Genomic DNA, 24,219 nt, shown 5'->3' with positions numbered 1-24,219 from the left:
GCGCCTCGATGGAGGCAGGGTAACGCAGGTGTGGTGATGCCCTTTTAAGCAACCTGAACCTGATTGATGTTACCAACTCACTGTGATTTTTCCCATACAAAGGCGCTAATATCCGCCAGATAACGTTCAAAGCCATCAAAAGCATGACTGCCGCCTTTCTCAATCGTCATCGGACAATGCTGATACAGCGCTTGCGCCAGCCGGTAATCCAGTGTTTCATCGCCACGCTGGAGCAATACCCAGAGCTTGTGGGGGGATGCAATATCGGTAATATCCAGCGCCTTCAATTCTTGCACATGCTCAGGGGTCAATACGAAACGCTCATCAGTATAAGGATTGTGATGCTCACCCAACATCCCCTGTAACAAAAGATGAGGATGCACCGCCGGATTAATCAGTACGGCTTTTCCGCCAAAGCGCTGAGACAGATGGGTGGCCAGGAATCCCCCCATGGAGCTGCCAACAAATGCCAGTTCATGCCCCTGATAACGACGAGCCAGATCACAGGCCTGTTGTAGCGCCATCGCGGGAAAGTTTGCCAACTGAGGCACATGCAGTGTGATGTCAGGGTGATACTCTGTCATATAGGCGCGCATCTGATTGGCTTTTACCGATAAGGGAGAACTTAAAAAACCGTGTAAATAGATCATTACCCGTTGCATCGAATCACCTCTGTGTACCATTTTCCCTGCGCCGTCAGTTTCATCAATCGCAGCCCGGGGGGCTGCTCATCCACACCAAAATCAGGACCATGTTGCCATTGCCAGCAGGTAGAGGGACAAGCCAGGATCTGAGTCTGCTCCACTTGCCAGTGCAAATCCGCATGAACGTGACCATGCACCACCAGTCGGATTTGCGGCAAGGACTGCAGCAGGGTCAAAAATGCCTCACGGTTACACCACTGATGTTTATCCATCCAGCTGTGACACAGCATAGGATGATGGTGTACCGCCACCAGATGGTGCGCCTGAGGCGACGCCATGACGCTGTCACGCAACTGCTTCAGTTGGTTTTCATCTACCCAGCCCAGTGTTCCTTTGTAATGACTGTTGAGCCCGTGTATCTGCCAGTTGTGCATCTTTAGCGGCGTCTGCAACCACTGCATTTCTTTGGCGAAATATTGCTGCAGGTGTATCGGTTCATCGTGATTACCCGGAATAACATGTAGCGCAGCGTCGATATCCGCCTGCTGCCATAACTCTCGGAAGTGACTATAACTGGCTGACGACAAATCGGCGCTCAAATCGCCGGTCACCAGCACCTGCTCCGGTGCCAGCGCACGGACGCAACTGAGCACCTTTTTCAGACTTCGGTAGGGATTGATACCACCGTACCCACATCGGTGCGGGTCGGCAAAAAGATGGCAATCAGATATCTGTACGACTGGCGTCATAGGTTCAGCGGGCAGCAACTCGGTCTCACTTCATTCAGGGGCTAACCGTTGATGACGATGCATTGCGCAGACAAAAGCCCAGCCATTCGGCCAGAAAATGGTTTACCAACTCTTTTTCATTTTTCTGATGCATCAGCTGATTGGGGTACTGGTAACTGGGCCGAAAGCGACTCATATGCTGAAAGCCAAGGACTTCCGCCAAGCGGGCATCATGATAGAGACGAATCTGCATCACAGGTTGCAGGTAAGCCGGCAATCCCGGACTGCTCTGACGCATCTCCAGGGTTGTGGTGTAGGGCTCACATTGCTGAATCACAATGGCGTAACTGAGGTTATTTCCGGCAGCAAACCGATAAGCCAGATTCTGTTCATCCACGTCCGGCAACAACCGCTGCAAGCGCCCATAGTTAGCCGCACAAACCGCTTGCAGGTTTGCCAGGCTGGGCACATATTTCCTCGCTTGTCGCTGTTCAGTCACGGTCATTTACACCATTGTTGTAAAACTTTGTCTTTGTTCAGAGCAAACCATTGTAACGAAATTACGGCGGCGGCGTTATCGATCTGGCCTGCTTCAAGCATTTCCAGCGCCTGAGCCGATTTCATTGTGACTACCCGGATATCCTCATGTTCCTCATCCAGACCGAAAATACCTCCTGCGTTATGGCTGTCACATTCCGCCATATACAGATACAAGCGCTCGGAGGTACCGCCGGGACTGGATAAATAACTCATCATCAGGTGCAGGCGACCCAATTTCAGGCCCGCCTCTTCTTCTGCCTCGCGGCGACAAACCTGCTCCGGAGCCTCACCCGGTTCGATGTTGCCCGCCACACATTCATACAACCAAGGAGAGGGACTGGTGGGCATGGCACCAATACGAAACTGTTCAATTAATACCACCTCGTCGCGAACTGGATCATAGGGCAGGACCGACACCGCACATCCTCGCTCGAATACCTCACGAACCATGGTATCACTCCAGCCCCCCGCAAACAGGCGATGCCGCAGGCGATACTTGTGCAACCGGAAAAAGCCATTATAAACTTCCTGTCGCTCCTCGATCTGTACATCTTTTTCACTAAAGCTGCTGATGGATTTGGTCGTCAATTTTCGGCCTCTGCTCTGTTATGCGCTGTGATCCAAGCCTAACATGGGGCAGTATCAGAGCCGACATGACAACTCACATATTCTGTTACACTTGGTCACGCGCTGTTACCTCAAAAGGGTTAAAGTGGACGTCTGATTCACTTAAACTTTGATACACTGAGAAAAAATAAACGCCCTCGTTTACTTTACACTGGCGATTCAAATAAAGGTTAGGAACATACATGAAAAAATCACTGCTGGCCCTGCTTGTGGGTCTTAGCGCGACCTCACAGGCTTTCGCCGACGATCTGCACAAAGTTTACCAGTTAGCGCTGCAGAATGACCCTACCGTCAATAAAGCCAAGGCACAACAGCAAGCTGCTGAACGCGGCATTGCGGTTAATCGCGCCGCCTTATTGCCACAAATTTCGGCCTCAGCCGGTTACTCTGTCGCCACTGACGAGCGGGTAAACTTTCAGGAAAGCGGTATCGTGATTATCGAGTCAGATACCGACACCACCAGCTGGGGACTTCAACTGGATCTGTCGTTGTATGATCACAACAACTGGATCCAGATGGACAGGGCTGAGAAAGTCGCGCGCCAGGCAGAAGTGACTTATTCCAATCAGGTTCAGGATCTGATCCTGCGCACCACCAGTGCCTATCTTGCGGTGCTGCGCGCGATGGACAGTCTGGACTTTGTCAAAGCCGAGAAAAACGCCATTGAACGTCAGCTTGAACAGACCAAACAGCGCTTTGCTGTGGGTCTGACAGCCATGACCGATGTTCACGAAGCGCAAGCCAATTATGACAGTACGGTTGCCCAGCAGATCCGCGCCGAAAACGACGTAGAGCTGCGCCTGGAGGAGTTACGGGCCATTACCGGCAAGTATCATGAAGAGCTGGCTGTGCTCAACACTCAGAACTTCGCCCCCAGCCGCCCATCGCCGCAGGATCCGCGCCACTGGGTCAGTGTTGCCGAAGAACAGAATCTGGAACTGTTAGCAGCAAAACTGGCTAAAGACATTTCCCAGGATGATATCCGCTCCGCCCGCTCCGGACATCTGCCCAGTTTGTCGCTAAGGGCCCGTTACGACAGCAGTAAGAGTGATGTTGAAGTGGGAGGAATGGAAAACAGTCTGCCTTCCACAGACGGCAGCTCAATTGGTCTTGAACTGAGCGTACCAATATATAGTGGTGGTCGTGTCAGTGCGCAGGTGGATCGCGCGCGCTTTAATTATGTCGCCACCAGTGAAGATCTGGAGCTGGCGCACCGCTCAACCATCCGTTCCGTACGCAGCGCCTACAACGATATCATCGCCGCAATCTCCACCACCGAGGCACTCAAACAGGCGGTTGTCTCAGCAGAAAGTGCACTTCGGGCCACTGAGACAGGTTTTGAAGTGGGTACCCGTACGATTGTTGATGTGCTCAACAGCACCCGAAACGTATACAGCGCCAAACGGGATCTTGCCAATGCCCGCTATGACTTTATTATCAGCTCCCTGGAGTTGAAAAAAGCCGTAGGGTCGCTTACCGAGCAGGACCTGATCGACATCAATCAAGGCCTGATGGCTGCGAAAAACGGTTAATCCCAACCAACACCGTTTTCAGGGGGCCTCAGTGCCCCCTTTTTTATGGGCCTGGTGTTCGTTGACAGCCCTGTTCCATATCCACCTTATCGGTTTATCCTGCATAACGCCCTTGCCTGGCCTTCACCCTGTCGCCGGTAACGGATCATTTGCCCTGTGTTCAGATACTGGTGTATAAACACCTTATCCGTTGTATTTCCTCCAACAGAGTGGAGCGTAATGAGAGATAAGGCGACTTCCTTTGATATTGCCCATATGGCCGGCGTTTCCCAGTCCACCGTATCCCGGGCGCTGCGTAACAGTCCTCTGGTTAACCAGGAAACCCGCGAAAAAGTTCAGGCAATTGCTCGCCAGCTCAATTACAAGGTGGATAAGAATGCCAGTAGCCTGCGTCAGCGCAACAGCCGCACTATTGCACTGTTATTATTTGAAGATCCCACCTCCGATGACTCGATGATCAATCCGTTCTTTTTGTCCATGCTCGGCAGTATCACCAAAGCTTGTGCTCAGGAAGGGTATGACCTGCTGGTCTCATTTCAGCACTACAGCACTGACTGGCATGCCGACTATGAGGACACCAACAAAGCCGATGGCATCATTCTACTGGGGTATGGTGACTATATGAATTACCAGGACAAACTCAGTAAGCTGGAGCAGCAAAAGACACACTTTGTGCGCTGGGGAGAGGTAGATAAGGATCATCCGGGCCTGTCTGTGGGGTGTGATAACTTTCAGGGGGGCTATAAAATTACCCAACACCTGATTAGTCATGGCCGCAAGCATCTTGCCTTTATTGGTGGTGCGGATAGTCACTGTCCCGAGTTTTATGAGCGCTTTAAAGGCATGTGTCACGCCCTGCAACAAGCAGGCTGCCAGGACTCGCCCTTACAGATCGATGCGATTAACACGGAGGATTCCGGTTACCAGGCCGTCGTGACGTTACTGCAAAAATCCGATGACATTGATGCCATTGTCTGCGCCAGTGACCTGATTGCCATTGGTGCCATGCGCGCGCTAAAAGACAAAGACATTGATGTGCCAGGCGATATCGCCGTAGTAGGTTATGACAATATTCTGCTTGCCAGTTTTGCCAATCCCCCGCTCACCACAGTGCATCAAAATACCAAAAAGGCGGGCGAGCTGCTGGTAACCAGTCTGATTAAACTGATTCAGGGAGAGACTCCCAAGCCAGTGCTGATCCCTGCTGAACTGGTGATTCGAAAATCCTGTGGCAACCCGTAGCGCCCGGCAACTGACCGCATGCCCCTGAAAAGTGCACCTTTATCCCTAGCGGGTTTCGCCCCCCCTTGTCACCTGCTAACGTCAGAACAAACACGGGGTACAAACCGATGATGAAACGATACCTTTTACTGAGTGTATTGCTGTGTGTGAGCTATTACAGCAGCGCCATGCACATTAAGCAGATTGACGATGGGGTATGGGTCGCCATACAACCTGAACAGGAAAGGTTTGATGACAGCAATAGCCTGATTGTTCGTGGTGAGCAGGGGGTGATGATCGTGGACAGCCAGCAAAGCCGTGATGATGTGGAAACCCTCATCCACTTTGTCAGGCAGCAAATTGGTCAACCGATCACGCTACTGATCAATACCCATTGGCATGGTGATCACACTCAGGGTAATGCACTGTATAAACAGGTTTATGGCGATGCACTGACAATCCTGGGCCACACCAGTCATGAGGAAGACGTTCCCGGACGTGCCGCCAAAGCCCTGCAAGAACGTATTAGTGGTCTGCAAGAGCAGCTGATATTAGCAAGATCGCAACTGGAAAAAGGTCAGAAGTTAGATGGCTCTGTTTTGAGCGCTGCCGAAGCCACTGCTCAGGCGCAACGAATCGAGCAGGCACAGGCTTGGGTTGACGCCAACCAGCATGCCAAGTTTGTGGCAGCGGACAAGTTCATTGATGCCCCCTTTGATCTGAGTGAGTACGGTTTTGCCGCTCGGGTGCTGCCGCTGTCAGGCCATACCCGCGCCGACCTGGCGGTGTATCTGCCGGAACAAAAACTGCTGGCTTGCGGAGATCTGGTGGATACCGTGCCTTATGTGGGCCACGGCGATCCCCGCCAATGGCTTAGCAGTCTGGAGACCATTGGTCAGCTTCCTGTTGCCTATTGGTTACCCGGTCACGGTGAGCTGTTGCGCAATAACACGCTGCTTGATGACATTAATCACTATCTTCATGCGCTTTTGCAACAAGTCAGTCAGCATGCTCACCTCGGTGAACAGGCGCTCAGCCAACATGTTGATCTGACCGACAGCAGAACGCGGCTCACCGGCGACGATCCCCTCAAACAGCGGTTTTTTGATGCCATCGCCGAAGAAGCCATCCTGCAGACATACCAAACAGAACATGCCGCTGCAAAGAAATAGCGCCTGTCTGCTCTCCCTGCTACGACAGGCGAAGTGAGCATCACAGACTTCAACCGGGCCGCTCTTAACAGACGCTGATGGCTGTGAAAGCCTGTTGATGCGTGTTTTCATTCACATCTGCGTCTTAGCTGCCATGTTGCCATCTTTGTATGCTATAAATCGCTCAACCGGGGCCACGCCGTATCATGGATTGGGTCTTACTGGACCAGATGATCATTAGCCTGCACACAAAACACCAGAGGGATCCTCATTGACAAGTCTGCAATTGCTCAGTGCCGCCATACCGGTTATCAGCACCCTGATTTTGCTGGTTGTCATGCGGCTCCCCGCGACGCGGGCCATGCCCCTGAGCCTGCTGTTTACCCTGATCATGGCCTGGTGGGTATGGCAGGTTCCCGCTGGCATGTTGGTGGCCTCCGTATTAGAGGGATGGGTTATCGCCGCAACCATTTTGTGGATCCTGTTCGGAGCCCTCAGCCTGCTCAATACCCTGCGCCGCTCCGGTGCACTGGATGTGATCAGACAGGCCTTTGTTTCACTGTCGCCGGATCCCAGAGTCCAGCTGATTATCATTGCCTGGTTGTTTGGCAGTTTTCTTGAAGGGGCAGCAGGATTCGGCACACCCGCGGCGATCTGCGCACCCTTGTTGCTGGCATTAAGATTCCCGCCAATGGCAGCGGTCAGCCTGGCGTTAATTGCCAATTCCACCGCGGTGTCATTTGGCGCCATTGGCACACCGGTTTTAGTGGGCATGACTGAGGGCCTGCAGCATACAGACCCACTCAGTATTAAAGCGATCAGTGTCACTGCGATCAGTCTCGACCTGGTGGTCGCATCGCTGCTGCCGCTGATACTCTGCCTTATGCTGTGCCGGTTTTTCAGCCCTACACCGAGCTGGCGTGCAGGCTTTGCCATCGCGCCTTTTGCCCTGATCAGCGGCCTGGCATTTACGCTGCCGGCTTATCTGGTCGCCTCGTATCTGGGCCCGGAGTTTCCCTCTCTGATCGGTGCTTTGTGCGGTTTGCTGATCGTCAGTCTCATGGTCAAAAAGCGCATCTTGCTGCCGCCACTGGACTGGCAGTTTGATGACCCGGACGAAGGCAATGCGACACAGCCCGAAAAGCGCTCACAGCTGGGTCTGCTGCGCGCCTGGACACCTTATCTGGTGGTGGCACTGCTGCTGGTCATCTCCAGGCTCAACTGGCTTCCGGTGAAGGGCTGGTTGCAGTCTATCGTGATCCAATGGAGCGACATCATCGGCAGCGGGCTCTCGATTTCTGTGGCGGTGCTGTATTTGCCCGGCACCCTGTTTATTGTCACGGTGTTGATCACATCGGTATTGCACCGCATGACAGTGAGTAGTGTCACCGAGGCCTTCAAAATAAGTGCTCTGAGCCTCAGAGCCGCAATGATCTCACTGGCTGCTGCCGTGCCCATGGTGCGGGTTTTTCTCAATTCCGAGAGTAACGGAGCACAACTGGCATCAATGCCAATGGAGCTGGCCGAACTGGCCGCCAGTCAGTTTACTCAGCACTGGAGCTGGGTGGCCCCCTTTGTCGGTGCCCTGGGCTCGTTTATCGCCGGTTCGGCGACGTTTTCCAATATGATGTTTGCCTCCTTACAACAATCCGTGGCCATACAAAGTGGATTGCCTGAGCACCTGATACTGGCGCTGCAAATGCTGGGCGCCAATGCCGGTAATATGATCTGTGTGGTCAATGTGGTGGCGGCGGCCAGTGTCGTCAGACTATCCGGACAAGAAGGTCGCATCATCCGCTACACTCTGTTACCGATGCTCTATTATTGTCTGGCCTCAGGGGCGCTGGTGTGGCTGATCCTTTAGGCGAAGTGTGCATCCCGTCAACGAAAAAGCCCGGCTCGTGCCGGGCTTTGGTATTCTTTATTCAGAACCGCTTTATCAGTTAATTCTGGCCAGTAACTCTTTACCGATCTCACTGTCCATATAACCATTGGACTGAGCCCAGTCTTTAAGCGCCATACCGTCTTTCTCGGCGGCAGTCAGGTCACTCACACCCATCCGCTTGATCATATAGGTTCCGGTTTCAACGGAGCCATTTTCCATCGCGTAACGGATCAGACTGCTGCCACCACAGGAAATACCCGTATAATAGTCACCCAATCTCAGACGGTAGTCGTTCTGGACACCACGCAGTTTTTTACGCAGTTCCGACTTGTCGTCATTTTTTACAATCGTGCAGATATTGGCTAAATCTTCGTTGATGTCGGCATAACTAGCCGGAGCAAAAGCAAAAGCCGAAACCGCACCGATAAGAAGTAAAGTTGAATTTTTCATGATTAACGCCTCTTCTCTTGTCTTGACACGAATAGGCTAACAAATGAGCAATACGGGTTTACAGCACCATATTCAGTACCTAAGTATAGCAATTAATACCAAAAACGCTTGCTGATATGCGCAGAATCCCCCACACCCTTTGTTTATAAAGGGCTGAAGAACAATAAGACTGAATTGGAAAAACCGGCGATGGGCGCCGGTTTTGTAAAAAAAACGTTAATTTATTACTTGTGAACGGTTTTTCAGCGGTGTTTCATCAGTAAGCGCAGCGTTTCTTCCAGCTGTGGATGATGGATTTCACCCTCTTTGACCCACACTCTGACCCCATGGGCCGCCACCCGGTCGGTGAAGGGCTGTCCTTCTTCAATCTCTCTGGTTTGGCTGCTGAGCATTTCCTGCCACTGACCATACTGCAGATATTGTTCAATGACAAAGTCACTGGCCGTATCATCTTTATTCAGCAACACCAGCACCGTCTGAGCGTGCTGCTCTGTTTGCAGGATACGATAAAATGCCGCCTGATGCCCTTCCAATAAGAGGTTCACCTGCAGTCCCCGTTGTAAGGCCGGGAGTTGTTGTCGTACTTTGGCTATCCGTGCCAGGTTTTCACGTATCGGGTGCTTTTTGGCCTGCTCAATATTCTCCTGACCATAGTAATTACGGTTACCCTGATGCTCTTTCGTCCCGCGCATATAGCCTATTTCAGAGCCCATATAGATCACCGGGATGCCGCGACTGGTAAATAACCAGTTATGGGCATCGATAAAGCCTTCATCACTGGCCTGCATTCTCGGCATGTCGTGATTGTCGTAGAACGTCGTGAGCTCATAGGGGTTGTGATAGGGCCCATGGGTCAGATACAGGTACGCTTCAAGCGCGGCAAAATCACTGTCCGGATCGCCGAAGACCTGATTCATGGCTTGCTGACCAGGAAAATCAAGCACACTGATGCCGCCATTTTTGGGCATCGTATGCTGTGCAATAAAGTTGGCGTCATAGGAAAAGCTTTCACCAAACATAAAGAAATCAGGGTGCTCGGCGCGAATTCGGTCGCTGAAGGCTTTCCAGAAATGATGGGGAACATGTTTGATGGTATCAATACGAAACGCCGCGGCCCCCTGGTCTATCCAATGGCTGTATGCCTCTACAAAATAGTCCAGCACCGCCGGATTCTTATCATTGAGATTGGACAACTGCATAATATCCGGTTGGGTATGAAAGAATCCATGTAGCGGATTGTTGTCAGGGTCCAGTTCCTCTGGCGATACATTCTGGTGATCGGCAATGAGCGTTCCCTCACGGTCATAAATCTCACCGAATTTGGGCTGATCTTCGGGCATGGTAAAAGAGGGCGAGCCATGATTGGTGACAATGTCCAAAACGGTTTTAATGCCATATTCATTACGCAGCGTCTGGGTCAGTTCTTTGTATCCCAGTCCCTGTGACGGGTAGTGCTCATCCACCTCAAAAAAGTTCACGCCCCAATAACCGTGGTAGCCGGTTTTGCCGCCGTCTTTAAACGCGCCACCACAGTCTATTGGCTCGCCACCGGCAAAAGCCTGGTCGGGATTGTCCACGATGGGCGTCATCCAGATGGCCGTAAATCCCATGTCGCGAATGAATTCAGCGTTATCCACTACGCCTTTAAAATCACCGCCCAGATAGCCCACATTGGCCTCACAGCCGTCGTCACCACGAATTGGCAAATCAAAAGTGGGGTATTCGCCCCCTTGCTGCGGATAATTATTAGATGGGTCCCCATCTACGAAACGGTCCAGCATCAGAAAATACACGGCCTCACTGGCAAACGGATGGTGAGTACCCACATACTCCGGTCTTGCTGGACTCGCTGTCTGTGATGGCGTTGCGCCCTGTGATGGTGTTTCTCCCTGTGGCTGGCAGGCACCCAGTGTCAGTGCCGTGGCAGCAACCCATAACGCTTTAGTCTTCATCCACTTACTCCTCCTGAATCTTGACGCGCAGGGTCATCAGACCCGCTATCAACATGCTGACACCACCAACCACCAACGCAAACACCGGCGCACCGTCGAAGATTTTGGTCACCACAAAACCCAGAATGCTGGCAGCAAGAATCTGCGGTATGACGATAAAAAAGTTAAAAATCCCCATAAACAATCCCATTTTTGCCACCGGCAAGGCATTCGATAAGATGGCATAAGGCACAGATAGGATGGACGCCCAGGCGAAGCCTACGCCCACCATGGGTAAGATGAGCCAGACTGGATCCTGGATAAACAAGAAGGAAATAAACCCCACACCGCCCAGAGCAAGGTTAAATAAGTGAGTTAACCGCAGGTTAGTGAACTTCACCATCACGGGGATGAGAATAGCAGCGATGATGGAGACGCCATTGTACACGGCGAACAACACCCCAACCCAGTCCGCACCCTGGTTATACAGTACAGATGTGGTATCGGTGCTGCCATAGTGATGACTGGTCACCGCCGCGGTGGTATAAATCCACATGGCAAACAAGGGGAACCAGGAGAAGAATTGCACCACAGCAAGTTTTTTCATGGCTTCAGGCATGTTAAACAGGTCGCCCATGACCTGAGAAAAGCCATTCTGTTGCTTTCCTTTGCTGGCCAGCGCGCCTGCGATGAGCTGGGCAATGCCGAAACAGGCCAGGCCGCCCGCCAGCAGGTAGAGGTTTTTATCCAGTTTTTCGATATTGGCATCAATCAGCCAGGCCAGTACCAGACCTACTATCAGCCAGATACTGCCGCTGCGAAAATACTGTTGGGCACCGCGTTCTACGTATTGTTGTCCGCCCTGTTCCGGTTCAGCATCATCAAAAGAAGCCAGCTCATCCGGCGAATATTCTTTGGTGCGCAGTACCGTCCACAACACCGCCAGGAAAAACACCGCGCCCCCGGCATAAAAAGCAAATTTCACAGAATCCGGGATCTTGCCAGACTCCGCGACATTGCTGACTCCCATCCAGTTTGTCATCATCCATGGCAGGGCTGACGCCACAACGGCGCCTACGCCGATGAAAAAGCTCTGCATAGCGTACCCCAGCGCCCGCTGCTTGCGCGGCAACATATCCCCCACAAAGGCACGAAAGGGTTCCATTGAAACGTTAATGGAAGCATCCATGATCCATAACATGCCCGCTGCCACCCACAAAGTGGGGGAGTTCGGCATCACAAATAACGCCAGACTCGCCGCGATAGCACCATACAGGAAAAACGGACGCCGACGCCCCATCCGGCTCCAGGTATTGTCACTTAGGTAACCTATGATGGGCTGCACAATAAGACCGGTTATGGGTGCTGCCACCCACAACAACGCCATATTGTTGTAGTCGGCACCCAGTGTCTGGAACACCCGGCTGACATTGGCATTTTGCAGAGCAAAGCCAAACTGAATGCCCATAAAGCCAAAGCACATATTCCAGATTTGCCAGAAATTCAGTTCTGGCTTGCGGCGTTTTAGCGGGGCGGGTGCAGCATCGAGATTACTCTGCACATCAACCGGGGTATCGGTACTCTGCATAGGGAGACATTCCTGCTTTAGCGTTGCCTGTTCTGCATGAACAGGCAACTTGTAAGAATAGTGTTAATGATAGTCGGCTACCGATGTTACAAAATACTCTTCACCGGCACGAGGGATTTGTGCTCATTACATACGTATTCAGTGACTTAATGGGGCAAACACCCGGCGGTCACCACCGGTATCACATAAACTGATTAACGAATTTTCAGCACCAGCGAGTCTAAGGGTCCCAACTCCACCATTGCTGCACCTTTACCCTTTACCACTTTTAATTTCCCCTGATACTGACCATAGAGCCGGTCCTGTAACAGGTAGTCGCCGTTCTTCAGGCCCATAGCCGCGGTAACGCCCGGTGGTATAATCAGTTCAAAGGCCTTCCCCTGCTGCTCGAAGTTAGCAATGACCAGCACCCGCTGTTCACCATCAAAACGGGCAAAACTGTACAGATTACCGCTGTAGCCGGGTTGGCTGCGGTTTGCCTGATGTAAGTCTGCCATCTCACCCCAAAAGGCTGGCTCGCTGGCGGCCAGGTTGAGTACCCTGGCGTAAAAATCACGCAGTTGACGTTGTGTGTCACTCAGCGCACCGCCGTCGAATTGCCCACCATTCATCCATTTTTGATGTTCAGGTACCCCCCAATAATCGAATATCGTGGTGCGACTGGCACGACCAAATCCTGCATCCGCCGCTGCGGGCTCGCCCACTTCCTGACCAAAATAGAGCATGTTGGCACCACTGGCCACCGTGCTGCTGACTACCATCGCGGGCTTCGCCTTATTCGCATTCCCGGCGAATTGTGGGCTGGCAATACGCTGCTCATCATGGTTTTCGAGAAACATCAGCATGTGGCCGTGAATATCAGCAATGTCAGCAAATACGGCTGGCAAACTGTCGGTACTGACCTTTCCCTCAACGATGGCACGCAGCGCGTCATAGGTGCCCACCTTATCGTAGAGGTAGTCCATTTTGCCGAGATAGATGTAATTGCGATATTGCTCGGGAATATAAATCTCAGAAAGTAAAAAAGCATCCGGGTTAACGGCCTTTATTGAGCAATTGAGAAAACTCCAGAACTCCACCGGCACCATCTGCGCCATATCATAACGGAAGCCATCCACGCCTTTGTTGGTCCAGTACAGGGCGATATCACGGAACTTATACCAGGAATCAGGCAAGGACTTATCCGCCCAAAATGCCAGATGATCCGCACAACTTCGTTCGGCATAGGATGCGGGCAGCACAGGAAAGTCGTAACTGCCATCGGGCCTGACACCGAAGTTAATCTTCACGGTTTCGTACCAGTCTCCGGCGTCGGGCTTGGCGGCCCGTGACCCATTGCCGGTCCATTTGGCAGGCATTTCGTCAAACTGGCTGTCTGCCAGAGAATGGGGCTCTCCTCCCAGTGGGGCCGGGCCATCCGGCACTGCGAAGGCTTCACCGGGGATATAATAAAAGTTGTTGTCCCGGGCATATTCCACACTGGTGTCATCACCGGCGCCAAAATCCTCAATACCGTCCGGTGCAGACATCGACTGATAACGGCGCGCCACGTGATTGGGCACAATATCAATCACCACTTTCAGGTTCTGGGCGTGAGTGCGCGCTATCAGCGCCTCGAACTCTTCCAGTCTTGTGGCAGGATCGGACGCCAGATCAGGATTGACGTTGTAATAGTCTTTGACCGCATAAGGAGAGCCGGCGCGGCCTTTGACCACGTCCGGATCGTCCGGGCTGATACCAAATTCGGTGTAATCCCGGATGACAGCGTGGTGGGGCACACCGGTATACCAGACATGCGTGGCGCCCATTTCCTTTATGCCCTTAAGGGCCGCCTGATTAATATCAGAGAATTTACCCACTCCATTTTCTTCTATGCTGCCCCAGGGCAGGTTCTGCGTTTCTTTATTACCGAAAAGACGGGTCATCATCTGATAAACCACCGGGCGTGTTTGCGTCTGTTTGGCCTGCTGGGTGTCCGTGTCACGCTGCTTGCTGTGTTCAGCGACTGATTCTGGCGGTGTTGCGGGTGAACAACCCAGCATCAGTAACGTTACGACGGTTAGGGTAAAAGGTTTATTGATCATAGCCTGTCCTGTTGCCTAAATATGCCTTTGGGTCACCTGGAACAAGGGGAATTCCCCCTTGCCAGATTATGGACCCGGTAAACTAACGAATTGAAATGGTCTTTTTGTGATGATCCCAGCTGAATCTGACGCTCAGACCTTGGTTGTCCCACCAACAGCCCTGCCCCGCAGCCAGCGCCTGCTGATAACTGTCATAGATAGCCACTTTCTGGCCGTTCAGGGTCACCGAATCAGGCCGTTTTGGCCAGTTATGTACCGTTAATGTGATTTCCCGCTGCTCTGGCATACCTGCATAAGCAAATCCCTCGCGCTGGAGCACAATATCCAGCGATGTCTCGTGCTGCTTGGCACTAAACGAGAGGATTTCATACTCACGTTTTGCCACCGCATCAAAAGTGCTGCCATCATCTTCATACATCAGTCCCTGTCCCTGCTGTACACTCGGGTCGTGGTAGTAGTGCAGGATGAGCGCGTCGGGACTGTAGTCTTTAGTAGTTAGTACCGGCTCCACCATAGGCACAAAGCTGCCCGCTTTCACCAATACCGGTAAGGTTTCGATGGACGTAGGCTGCGTAATGACCTTTCCGCCTTCATAGCGTTTGCCAGTGAAATAATCAAACCAGACGCCTTCAGGCAGGGTGACGTTGACCTCATCCACACCAGGCTCGGTCACCGGTGTCACCAAAAAGGCATCGCCCCAGAAGTAACTGTCTTTGTTATCCATCAAGGCGGTATTTTGCGGCTGTGCAAAGAACAGAGGCCGCATAAGCGGTATTCCCTTTTGACTGTTCAGATAGCTCAGGGTGTAGTTGTACGGCAGCATGGCATAGCGCAATCGGATAAATTCGCGCACGATATCGCGGGTTCTGGCATCATGAAAAACCGGCTCAGGCGCGATATTTTCCTGCGCATGTGGCCGGTAAACGGGCTGGAAGACCCCATACTGCAACCAGCGGGTATAGAGCTCTGCATCAAACTGCTCACCACCGGCAAAGCCACCCAGATCCGAGTGGGTATACCCCAGCCCCAGCAGGCCCATGCTCAGAGAAAGCTCCACCTGCGGCTTTAGTCCGCCCCATGAGCGACTCACATCACCGGTCCAGGGGATCATGCCATAGCGCTGAGAACCGACAAAACCGGAGCGCATCATGATAAACGGGCGTTCATCGGGACGCGCCTGACGGTGACGCTCAAAGACCATCTTTGCCCATTGGTGCCCATAGGCATTGTGAATTTCATCAGCACTGACGACACGACCGTCGGACAGCCGGTGAAGCGTATCCGCCGGATGCACCTCAGGCTCGCCAAGATCGCCCCACCAGCCACCTACACCCTGCTCTAGCAAACGGTCATAGGTCTGCCAGAACCAGTCTTGTGCAACGGGATCGAACACATCAATTAAGCCCGTATTGCCGAAGTAGAAATCAAAACGTTTTACCTCACCCGCAAGATTTTTTGCCAGCGCGCCGGCATTCACGGCCTCCTCCCATTTATCAGAGGTAGACAGCACAAAAGGTTCTGTAATCAGGATAGTTTTTACCCCCTGCTCACTGAAATCCTCTATCATCTGCTCCGGCTCGGGGAAAGCCTGACGATCCCAGTCAAGATTGCCCATCATGCCTTTGACCTCACTGCCAAACCAGAACAGATCGAGGATCACCGCATCCAGGGGAATTTGCTGTTCCTGAAAAAGTGCCACCACTTTGCGGGTCTGAGCCTCAGTGCGGTAACCAAAGCGCGAGGCATAATTGCCCAGCGCCCAGCGCGGCACCATGGGTTGGTGCCCCGTCACCTCAACATAACGGGACAGGGTATCGGCATAGTGCTGTCCGGCAGCAATCAGATAAGCGGTGCGACCCGACACGGCCTCAAACTGCAGCACGTCTTTCTCATTGTGACCTAAGTCGAGATGACCGCTGGCGCTGTTATCAAAGGCGAGGATGTAATTATGACTGGAAAATACCGCCGGCAAAGAGTAATACATTTGCCGGGATTCTGTGGTGTAACCGTAGTGCGCCTTGTTATACATAGGCAGGCGTTGGCCCCGTCTGTCCATGCCCAGAACACGCTGCCCACCACCCAGCAGCTTTTCAGATTCACTGAGACGAAAGCGGAATCCGCGCAAGGTCGGATGAACAAAGAGTCCCTTCTCTTCCGCCAATAAAAAACGCTCTCCCTGATAGTAGGCAATCTGCACCGGCGATGGACTGATCACGGCTCGCAAATCACCGTGACTGAACACCAGTTTGTCCCCCTGGGTTGTCAGCGTTCCGGCGCTGCGACTGGCATCCTCAGCAATGGCAAAGGACGGCAACTGGGCGACATCATCAGGCTCATAAAACACCTCAAATGCTCCTTCACCATAAGGGGTAAGGGTAACGCTCCCCTCACTGGTATTGAGGATTAATGTGCCATGTTGCAGATGATGGCTGACCAGCTCAGCGGCCTGTAAGGGCAGACACCAGAGCCAGAGAAAGAATAATGTGGTGAATCTTTTCATGAAGGTTTTCGCCTGATTTATCTTTGCAAAATACAACGGTTAACGGCCATGCGAGCACGCTCTGTCACAGAGCATGCCTAAGGCGTCTTGTTGGGTGACCTTGTTACTGAATCGCTCGCGACCACACCGCTTACTCATTGATTCAGCTCAAAGATTGTTGCGCTGCGGGCGGGTACGGTTAATGCTTCCAGCATCTGCGTCCCACCATTGAGCACATCGGTGGCCTCGTTCAGCCCCTGAATCACTTCATAATAGGGCGTACTGTCGATGCGCACCGCAGCATCATTCTTATTGATGACGACCATCAGCGTTTGTTGTTCTGTCTGGCGGAAATAGGTGTAGTACCCCTGATCCGGTGCGTAATGGGTCAGTTTACCCCTGTGCACGGCATCGGCGGTTTTTCGCCAGTTAAGCAGCTTACGCACAAATTGCTGCGCTTCTGTCTGCCTGGCACTGAGACCTTTGCCGGAGAAGCCATTGACGCCATCACCCGGCCATCCACCGGGAAAATCTGAGCGAATGATACCGTGGTCATCGCTGTCAGGGTTTGCCATCAGAATTTCAAAACCATAGAAAAACTGCGGAATACCGCGGGTCGTCGCGAACAACACCATGGCCATCTCAAACAACTTCGGATCCTCATTGAGCTGCGTATAAATGCGGCTCATATCATGGTTATCCGGCATGATCACCAGGGCATAGGGGTCGGCATACATAAAGTCATTGGCCAGCGACAAATAAATTTCGCGCAGACCCGTGCCCCAACTTTCGTCGTTGACAAGGCCATTGACCACCGCCTGCTGCAGAGGAAAATCGAACATGTTCGGCGTATGGGACTGATAGTCATCATGACGTTGAGCGCCTCGTTGCCAGTAGGCCACCAGAGCAGGATTCGTGGTCCATTCCTCCCCCACAATGCCAAGCTTCGGGTACTCCAGCATCAACCGACGTCCATATTCGGTTAGAAAATTTTTGTCTGGATAGGAATAGGTGTCCAGGCGAATACCAGACAGGCCCGCATATTCCACCCACCAGATACTGTTCTGAATCAAATAATTGGCCACAAAGGGGTTTTGCTGATTCAGATCCGGCATGGTGGGCACAAACCAACCATCGGCAAAACGCTGCTTATCGTACTCCGTACCATGAGGATCATGACGCGCCTCGCGACGATGAGTGGTACCAATAAACTCGCCAGCCAGATGCTCGTCCTGATAGTTAAGCCAATCTGTAAAAGGCAGATCCTGCATCCACGGATGTTCAGAGCCAATATGATTGAGGATGATATCTTTGATCAGCCCCATCCCGCGCTGCTTCGCCTGCTCTGCCAGCTCAGCATAGAGGGCGTTGCTACCAAAACGCGGATCAACCCCATAATAATCCGTGGTGGAGTAACCATGATATGAATAGCTGGGCATATCGTTTTCCAGCACAGGATTGAGCCATAACTGAGTAATCCCAAGATCCTGCAGATAGTCCAGGTGATCGATCATGCCCTGAATATCACCGCCGTGACGTCCGCCCTTATAATCCCGGTTGGCCTTTTCTTTTAGCGAAGCCTGATTGTCATTCTGGATATCCCCATTGGCGAAACGATCCGGCGTAATCAGGTAAATGACATCAGCAGGGGTCATCCCCTGACGCTGAGCCGAACCGGGTTCACGGGCTTTCAGCTGATAATCCGAGGACAGCACAGACATCCCTTGTTCATCGGTAAACTTAATCTGCATCACGCCTGGCTTGGTGTCAGGGGAAAGGTGCAGATCAATAAAAAGATAATTATCAGAGTCTGCCGGTTGCACCCCTGTCACCTTCACGCCGGGATAATCAATGTCAGCGCTCAGCTGGCCTATGTCTTGCCCTGATATCATCAATTGCAGCGTCGGATGCTGCATCCCTGTCCACCAGAACAACGGCTCGACTCGTTCTAGCTGATAAGCCTGAACCTGAGTCGATTTCAGAAGAACAAAGCAAACCAGAGACAGGTATCGTATGACACGGAACATGGGCATTAACATAACTGTTCACAAGTTATTAAAGATTGTCCCATACTAGCCCCAAAGCAGGGCCAGATCAGCGTTGTGCATACGTATTCATGGGCGATTGCACGGTAGCGCCGCTATGCAACAGCCAGATTCACTCGGGCTCGGGCAAACGATAGCACTGGAAACTCAGTCTGTTGCGCCCCTGCTGTTTAGCACGATAAAGCTCTTTGTCCACCAGACTCAGCAGCTCAGAAAGCGTCAGCGCACGATAATCCTCGTTGGGTGAGGAAATAAATAAGGCGCCTATACTACAGGTCAGAACCTCAGCCACCGGTGAGGCCGGATGGGTAATAGACAGTGCCGAAATTTCCTGCCTCAGGTTATGCAGACGTTGCTCCGCATCAGCAGTCTCTTCACCGGTGATCACCAAAGCGAACTCCTCCCCGCCAATGCGTGCACACAATTCTGAGGAACGACGACAAAAGCCGGCCAGCACTTGTGCTACCGCCTTCAGGGCATCATCCCCCGCTGGATGGCCCAAAGAGTCATTAAAGGACTTGAAGTAATCAAGATCCAGCGTTGCCAGTAAAAAAGAATCCTTCTGCCTCAGGCATGAATGCCAGCTTTGTTGGGCTTTCTGGTCAAACGCCCGGCGATTGGCGATACCAGTTAAGCCATCGGTCATGGATAAGGCTTCCAGCGTTTTTTGTTGCTCATTCACCAGTTGCACCGATTTGTTAAACGCTTTGCGCATCTGCTCCAGTTCGAGTACCGGGAGTTGCTGAGGTAACTCCTCCAGATTCCCCTTTTTAACCATTGAGCTTATCTGTGTGGTGTTTCTCCAAAGTGGCCGAATCAGGGATCTGTCCACCGCCAACATAAGGACTGCCGGCACCGCCAACAACAGCAGTAAGATCAATACTTCTGACCATCCCATGAGGACCGGGATAGTTAGCGGATCATGGGTAATTGACAGCAACATGATGGGGGTGCCGGTAAAGTCATCTAACAGGCGTTTACGCTCTAACTGAAAACCTTCGACCAATTGAGGTGTAGACAGCGAGACCACTCCGAACGTCTCAGAGTCTTCCAAAGATGTAGGCTTAAAGCTGAGTTGCAGTCGGGTAATGGCCTGCAGGTTTTCGATTTGTGACTGGGTGATGGCTTGTACAAACATCAGGTAACCCGATGGCGGTGCTTCCTCATTGGAATCGGTGATGTACTGGACAGCAAATGCCGCGGGCCCCTCACTCGTGGACATCCATCCTGTGCCTTCCCAGCGCTCTCCCGGAGCAATCCTGTTGCGAAAGGCATTTCCCAGAGGAAACTCCAGGATGGTCTTCGCATCAACCATCTCTTCTTCCTCAAAACTGTAACCCTGGGAAAATACCCGGTCGAAATTGCGATCAAAATAGACAATGGCAATCAGGTCGAAGGTTTCAAAGGTACTGGATAAAATATTGTCATCCACGTATTGCTGATGCTCTGACGGAGCCAGCACAAACTCATGGCTATCTGTCCAGTGAGCCCAATCGGTGACGATTGCCTGCAGGTTTTCTTGATTGAGCTGCAATCCTTTGGCGAGACTTTCCAGCTCGCGCTTTTGATGCTCTTCAATGGTGGCGATATCAGAAGGGTATTCGACGAATACGCGATAACCGACAAACACGGCAACAATGATCAGACTATATAGCAGCAGAGCATAGAGAAAGTAGCGCCGGATCGAATACAAAAAGCACACCCTTTAAAGAAAATTACTCTGCTTTAAAGGTTAGCTGCAAAGCAGCAAAACCACCTCATCTGACCAGTCGAGCTAAGTCTTTGGATTTAAAACGCTTAAACGACCGGGGCCTGCAATAACGTGACCGTGCCGGCATCAGCATCCATTTCAGCTTCAATTCCTACCGGGAGTATATGATTGTCTTTAATATGACCAAACTGGGCGCCATAGTAACTGGGCACATTCAGAGGCTTCAGGTAGTGCTCCATGACTTCCATCAGAGTAAAGCCGCCATAACCTTTTTGCGGCTCACATTTGGTGCAATGACCAAAAACAACACCTGCCACCTGATCCAGTATCCCCGCCATTTGCAGCGTAGACATGTAACGATCAATCCGGTAAATGCTTTCACCGACATCCTCCAGCACCAGTATTTTACCGCGCATATCAGGCACATAAGGACTGCCTATCATACTGGTGAGAACCGTCAGATTACCACCTACCAGGATACCGCGGGCTTTACCTGATTTCACCGTACGTGCGCGATTGGAGCGCATTGTCAGCGCCGTCTCTTCCTGAGGGTAGTTTTGCATGGTGGTCTTCTCACCCTCAAATACAACCCGACGTAGCTGATCTGCCTGAAATTCGCCCCAGTACGACAACCCCACCGGACCATGAAAAGACACCAGTCCGGTTTTGGCGTACATGCTGTTCAATAACGAGGTGATATCACTGTAGCCCAGCAACACCTTCGGATTCTTCGCAATCGTGTCGAAGTCCAGGTGAGCAAGAACGCGATTGCACCCCCAGCCACCGCGCAGGGCGATAATGCCTTTTATCTGAGGGTCGGCAAAGGCGCGATTAATATCGGCGGCCCGATCTTCATCTTTTCCCGCCAGATAGCCGTGGCGATCCAGTACATGTTGGCCCGGTACCACCACCAGTCCCAGAGCCTCGAAAGATTCTTTGGCGATGTCCAGTTCCACAGGATCAAAAATCGCACTGGCCGGAGCGATAGCAGCCACCTTATCACCGGCCTTAAGACGACCGGGCACCATTGACTTCTTACCCTCTGCTGCCAACGTGGCGGCAGGAACGAGTTGCGAAGCGAGGGCACCTGCGGCGGTGGCTTTGATAAAGGCTCTGCGATCCATATTGTTTTTCTCCGGTTAATAAAGGGGGCCCGACAGTAGTTGTCAGAGAAGCCGGTACACTTGACGATACACCTGTCCAAGGATAGGCTCATTACTCTAGTGATAATTTATTATAATTTAAACAGTAAATAGTAATAATTAATGAGATTGTCGTAAACCATGAAAAAATTCCTGATTACCATGGCGCTTTTTAGTCATACTGCCCTGTCAGCATCACTGCCACCTGCCAGCGAATATGAGGTGCCGCAGCTGAATAAACCCCAGATCCGTCAGGCGGACATTTTACCTTACCTTGAGAAAGTTAAGCAGAACCCTTTATTTCGCACAGAACAGGTGGGCGAATCTTACCTGAACCGTCCCGTGTACCGTATCAGCATCGGCGAAGGGCCGGTCACGGTTTTGATGTGGTCACAAATGCATGGCGATGAATCCACTGCAACACCGGCATTGTTTGATTTAATCAACCGCATTGACAAAGACCAACGCTGGCGCCAGAGCTGGACAAGCCAGCTCACCCTGCACATGATCCCCATGCTCAACCCTGATGGTGCCGAGCTGGCCCAGCGTCATAATGCACAAAGCATTGATATTAACCGCGATGCAAGAGATTTGCAGACGCCAGAGGGCCGGATTCTGATGCAACAAGCACAACAATTAGAACCTGATTTTGGCTTTAATCTGCACGATCAGAGTCGCTTCTATTCTGCCGGCCCCGTTGCACAAACGGCGACCATTTCATTGCTGGCACCGGCCTTTGATGAGGCAAAAAGCATCAGTCCGATTCGCCAGCGCGCGATGCAACTGATTGGCGTTATGAAACAGGTGGGCGATGAGCTTATCCCTGAGAAAATGGGTCGCTACGACGATACTTATGCCCATCGCGCTTTTGGCGATACACTGGCCGGAATGAATATCAGCACCATACTCATCGAGGCAGGCGCCTATCCAGGTGATTTGAGTCGGCAGGCGGCCAGGCGCGTCACTCTGGCGATGCTTGAAACCTCCCTGGACAGTATCGCCAGCAAATCCTATCTTGGTGTAGACCTCGGCCCTTACCATGACATTCCCATGAATGAGCGCGAGGCTTTTCGTGACGTGATCATTCAGGATTTACATGTTAACGAGCGTCATTCATACCGGATTGATATTGCGTTGGATTTGGATCTTCCTGAGGCTGACCGCGCGCGAATCAAAGACGTGGGCGACCTCTCTCCCTTCTATCCGTTTTTTGAGTTTGATGCCAGCGATTGGCACTATCAGTCTGGTAAGGCGTATGCATTGACACAGCCCATCGAACTGACTGACGGTCGTTATCTTGAGTTATTGCAAGAGGGATACAGCCATTTTGAAGGGGATGCGGCACTACTCAATAACCAGAGCGAACTGCCGGTTGTCATCAATCATCCCGACACGCCGGCACAAAGGCCGCAGCGTAATGACAGTGCCGTGTTCTTTATGCAACACAAAAATGGCCGCAAAATCGCAGTGCTCAACGGCCTGCTGATTGATCTTAGCGCCGCAAAAGTACTGAACAGCTACAATACCTGAAGACCGTTTTTTCTGACAAGAACGCCCCAATCGGGCATAAAAAAGCTGCAAGCCAAGCGGCTTGCAGCGAGCACTAGCGACACCGTTGGGAGAAGTGTTGCTTAAAAGTAATACTTCGCGCCCAGCATAAAGATCATCGGGTCGATGGAAACGTCAATGGGCTGTACGGCCGTGCCGTTAACACGGACTTCTGCATCACTGTCGATGTCCGCCCAGGCCACCATGCCATGAACTCCCCATTTTTGATTTACCCGGTAGTTAAAACCGGCCTGCAGGGCCACGCCAAATGAGTCATCCAGATGCAGGCTGACCTTGTCATTGGCCGCCGCGGCTCCGGTCGCCACCAGCACATCCACCAGCTCCTGATTAACACCTTCAGAGAAAAACAGGGTGTAATTCAGCCCCAGGCCCACAAAGGGACGAAACGCATCCTGGTCTGAGAAAAAGTGATACTGAGCCAGAACAGTAGGTGGAAGATGCTTGGTATCACCCACTTTCAGGCCATTTACAGCGCCCACCGTGCTATTCAGGGTGATGTCATGGGAAAATGGCGTGGCCGCCACCACTTCCAATGTCCAGTTGTCATCAAACGCATAATCCAGCGTCAGACCCAGCTGGGTATTGCTGTCGACAGCCAGCTGACTGGAGTTTTGTGGCAGCCCAGCAACGGTTTCTACCACATTGAGGTAGCTGCTGCTCTCATCGGGGCTGACATTAACAGCACCGACATTGAGGCTGAACTGTGCCATCGCCGCGGGTGCAAAAAAAGCAGTGGCGATAAGTGAAGAAAGAAGTGTGTGTTTCATAAGTGCGCTCCATTTAAATATCTGAGCGCATTGTGCAAGGAATTTAAGTGCAATAACCTGACGGAGATCAAGGTTTTCACCGGTCAAATCTCTGCCAGGATTAGAACGCCACTATTTTATGATCC

18 protein-coding genes are annotated in these 24,219 nt (G+C 52.0%); 5 read left to right on the top strand and 13 right to left on the bottom strand.

Annotated elements, in window-relative coordinates; genetic code table 11:
- Positions 1-77: 77 nt before the first annotated feature.
- Genes CCY32_RS10780 through nudF form a run of 4 tightly spaced genes read right to left on the bottom strand, consistent with a single transcriptional unit; the run spans position 78 to position 2,500 of the window.
- Positions 78-662 (bottom strand): YqiA/YcfP family alpha/beta fold hydrolase, encoded by a 585-nt coding sequence (locus CCY32_RS10780; RefSeq protein WP_088330634.1) that lies wholly within the window; start codon positions 660-662, stop codon positions 78-80.
- The gene (locus tag CCY32_RS10775) at positions 650-1,393 is read right to left on the bottom strand and encodes a metallophosphoesterase (RefSeq protein WP_088330633.1); all 744 of its coding nucleotides are present in this window, start codon (positions 1,391-1,393) and stop codon (positions 650-652) included. Before CCY32_RS10775 ends, CCY32_RS10780 begins: the two co-directional genes overlap by 13 nt.
- Before the next feature lie 34 nt (positions 1,394-1,427).
- Positions 1,428-1,877, bottom strand: a complete 450-nt coding sequence (locus CCY32_RS10770; RefSeq protein ID WP_088330632.1) for a DUF1249 domain-containing protein — start codon at positions 1,875-1,877, stop codon at positions 1,428-1,430.
- Positions 1,874-2,500, bottom strand: a complete 627-nt coding sequence (gene nudF / locus CCY32_RS10765; protein ID WP_088330631.1) for an ADP-ribose diphosphatase — start codon at positions 2,498-2,500, stop codon at positions 1,874-1,876. The genes CCY32_RS10770 and nudF overlap by 4 nt, the downstream gene beginning before the upstream one ends.
- Positions 2,501-2,721: 221 nt before the next feature.
- On the opposite strand from nudF, the gene tolC reads away from it, so the two are divergent.
- The 4 genes from tolC to CCY32_RS10745 all read left to right on the top strand — a co-directional run bounded on the left by tolC (position 2,722) and on the right by CCY32_RS10745 (position 8,307).
- Positions 2,722-4,071, top strand: a complete 1,350-nt coding sequence (tolC, locus tag CCY32_RS10760; protein WP_088330630.1) for an outer membrane channel protein TolC — start codon at positions 2,722-2,724, stop codon at positions 4,069-4,071.
- A 219-nt stretch (positions 4,072-4,290) separates the two neighbouring features.
- Positions 4,291-5,313 (top strand): LacI family DNA-binding transcriptional regulator, encoded by a 1,023-nt coding sequence (locus CCY32_RS10755; RefSeq protein ID WP_088330629.1) that lies wholly within the window; start codon positions 4,291-4,293, stop codon positions 5,311-5,313.
- A 107-nt stretch (positions 5,314-5,420) separates the two neighbouring features.
- Positions 5,421-6,464: an MBL fold metallo-hydrolase gene (locus tag CCY32_RS10750; RefSeq protein ID WP_088330628.1), complete on the top strand. Its 1,044-nt coding sequence runs from the start codon at positions 5,421-5,423 to the stop codon at positions 6,462-6,464.
- A gap of 250 nt (positions 6,465-6,714) precedes the next feature.
- Positions 6,715-8,307 carry an L-lactate permease gene (locus CCY32_RS10745; RefSeq protein WP_088330627.1) on the top strand — a complete coding sequence of 531 codons (1,593 nt, stop codon included), beginning with the start codon at positions 6,715-6,717 and terminating at the stop codon, positions 8,305-8,307.
- A gap of 75 nt (positions 8,308-8,382) precedes the next feature.
- Here the strand turns inward: CCY32_RS10745 and CCY32_RS10740 are convergent, their stop codons facing one another.
- From CCY32_RS10740 to CCY32_RS10705, 8 genes are all read right to left on the bottom strand, one after another.
- On the bottom strand, positions 8,383-8,778 hold the full coding sequence (locus CCY32_RS10740) for a DUF3718 domain-containing protein (RefSeq protein ID WP_088330626.1): 396 nt from the start codon (positions 8,776-8,778) through the stop codon (positions 8,383-8,385).
- A gap of 242 nt (positions 8,779-9,020) precedes the next feature.
- The gene (locus CCY32_RS10735) at positions 9,021-10,730 is read right to left on the bottom strand and encodes an alpha-amylase family glycosyl hydrolase (RefSeq protein WP_088330625.1); all 1,710 of its coding nucleotides are present in this window, start codon (positions 10,728-10,730) and stop codon (positions 9,021-9,023) included.
- Positions 10,731-10,734: 4 nt separating this feature from the next.
- Positions 10,735-12,192 carry an MFS transporter gene (locus CCY32_RS10730; RefSeq protein ID WP_246840598.1) on the bottom strand — a complete coding sequence of 486 codons (1,458 nt, stop codon included), beginning with the start codon at positions 12,190-12,192 and terminating at the stop codon, positions 10,735-10,737.
- 299 nt (positions 12,193-12,491) lie between these two features.
- The gene (locus CCY32_RS10725; protein WP_088330623.1) at positions 12,492-14,381 is read right to left on the bottom strand and encodes an alpha-amylase family protein; all 1,890 of its coding nucleotides are present in this window, start codon (positions 14,379-14,381) and stop codon (positions 12,492-12,494) included.
- Between the two features lie 82 nt (positions 14,382-14,463).
- Entirely contained in the window at positions 14,464-16,881 is a 2,418-nt protein-coding gene (locus CCY32_RS10720) for a TIM-barrel domain-containing protein (RefSeq protein WP_088330622.1), read from the bottom strand.
- 134 nt (positions 16,882-17,015) lie between these two features.
- Entirely contained in the window at positions 17,016-18,887 is a 1,872-nt protein-coding gene (locus tag CCY32_RS10715) for a glycoside hydrolase family 13 protein (protein WP_246840590.1), read from the bottom strand.
- A 130-nt stretch (positions 18,888-19,017) separates the two neighbouring features.
- Entirely contained in the window at positions 19,018-20,598 is a 1,581-nt protein-coding gene (locus CCY32_RS10710; protein ID WP_168171492.1) for a diguanylate cyclase, read from the bottom strand.
- A gap of 104 nt (positions 20,599-20,702) precedes the next feature.
- A complete protein-coding gene (locus tag CCY32_RS10705; RefSeq protein ID WP_088330619.1) occupies positions 20,703-21,740 on the bottom strand; it encodes an LD-carboxypeptidase in 1,038 nt (345 codons plus the stop codon).
- A gap of 159 nt (positions 21,741-21,899) precedes the next feature.
- On the opposite strand from CCY32_RS10705, the gene CCY32_RS10700 reads away from it, so the two are divergent.
- Positions 21,900-23,288 (top strand): M14 family zinc carboxypeptidase, encoded by a 1,389-nt coding sequence (locus CCY32_RS10700; protein WP_088330618.1) that lies wholly within the window; start codon positions 21,900-21,902, stop codon positions 23,286-23,288.
- Between the two features lie 101 nt (positions 23,289-23,389).
- Here the strand turns inward: CCY32_RS10700 and CCY32_RS10695 are convergent, their stop codons facing one another.
- A complete protein-coding gene (locus CCY32_RS10695; RefSeq protein WP_088330617.1) occupies positions 23,390-24,094 on the bottom strand; it encodes an OmpW family outer membrane protein in 705 nt (234 codons plus the stop codon).
- Positions 24,095-24,219: the final 125 nt, after the last annotated feature.

Source organism: Lacimicrobium sp. SS2-24, from assembly GCF_002201535.1.
Lineage (GTDB): Bacteria > Pseudomonadota > Gammaproteobacteria > Enterobacterales > Alteromonadaceae > Lacimicrobium.
The sequence above is the reverse complement of the archived record's forward strand: the minus strand, read 5'-3'. Positions and strand labels throughout refer to the sequence as shown.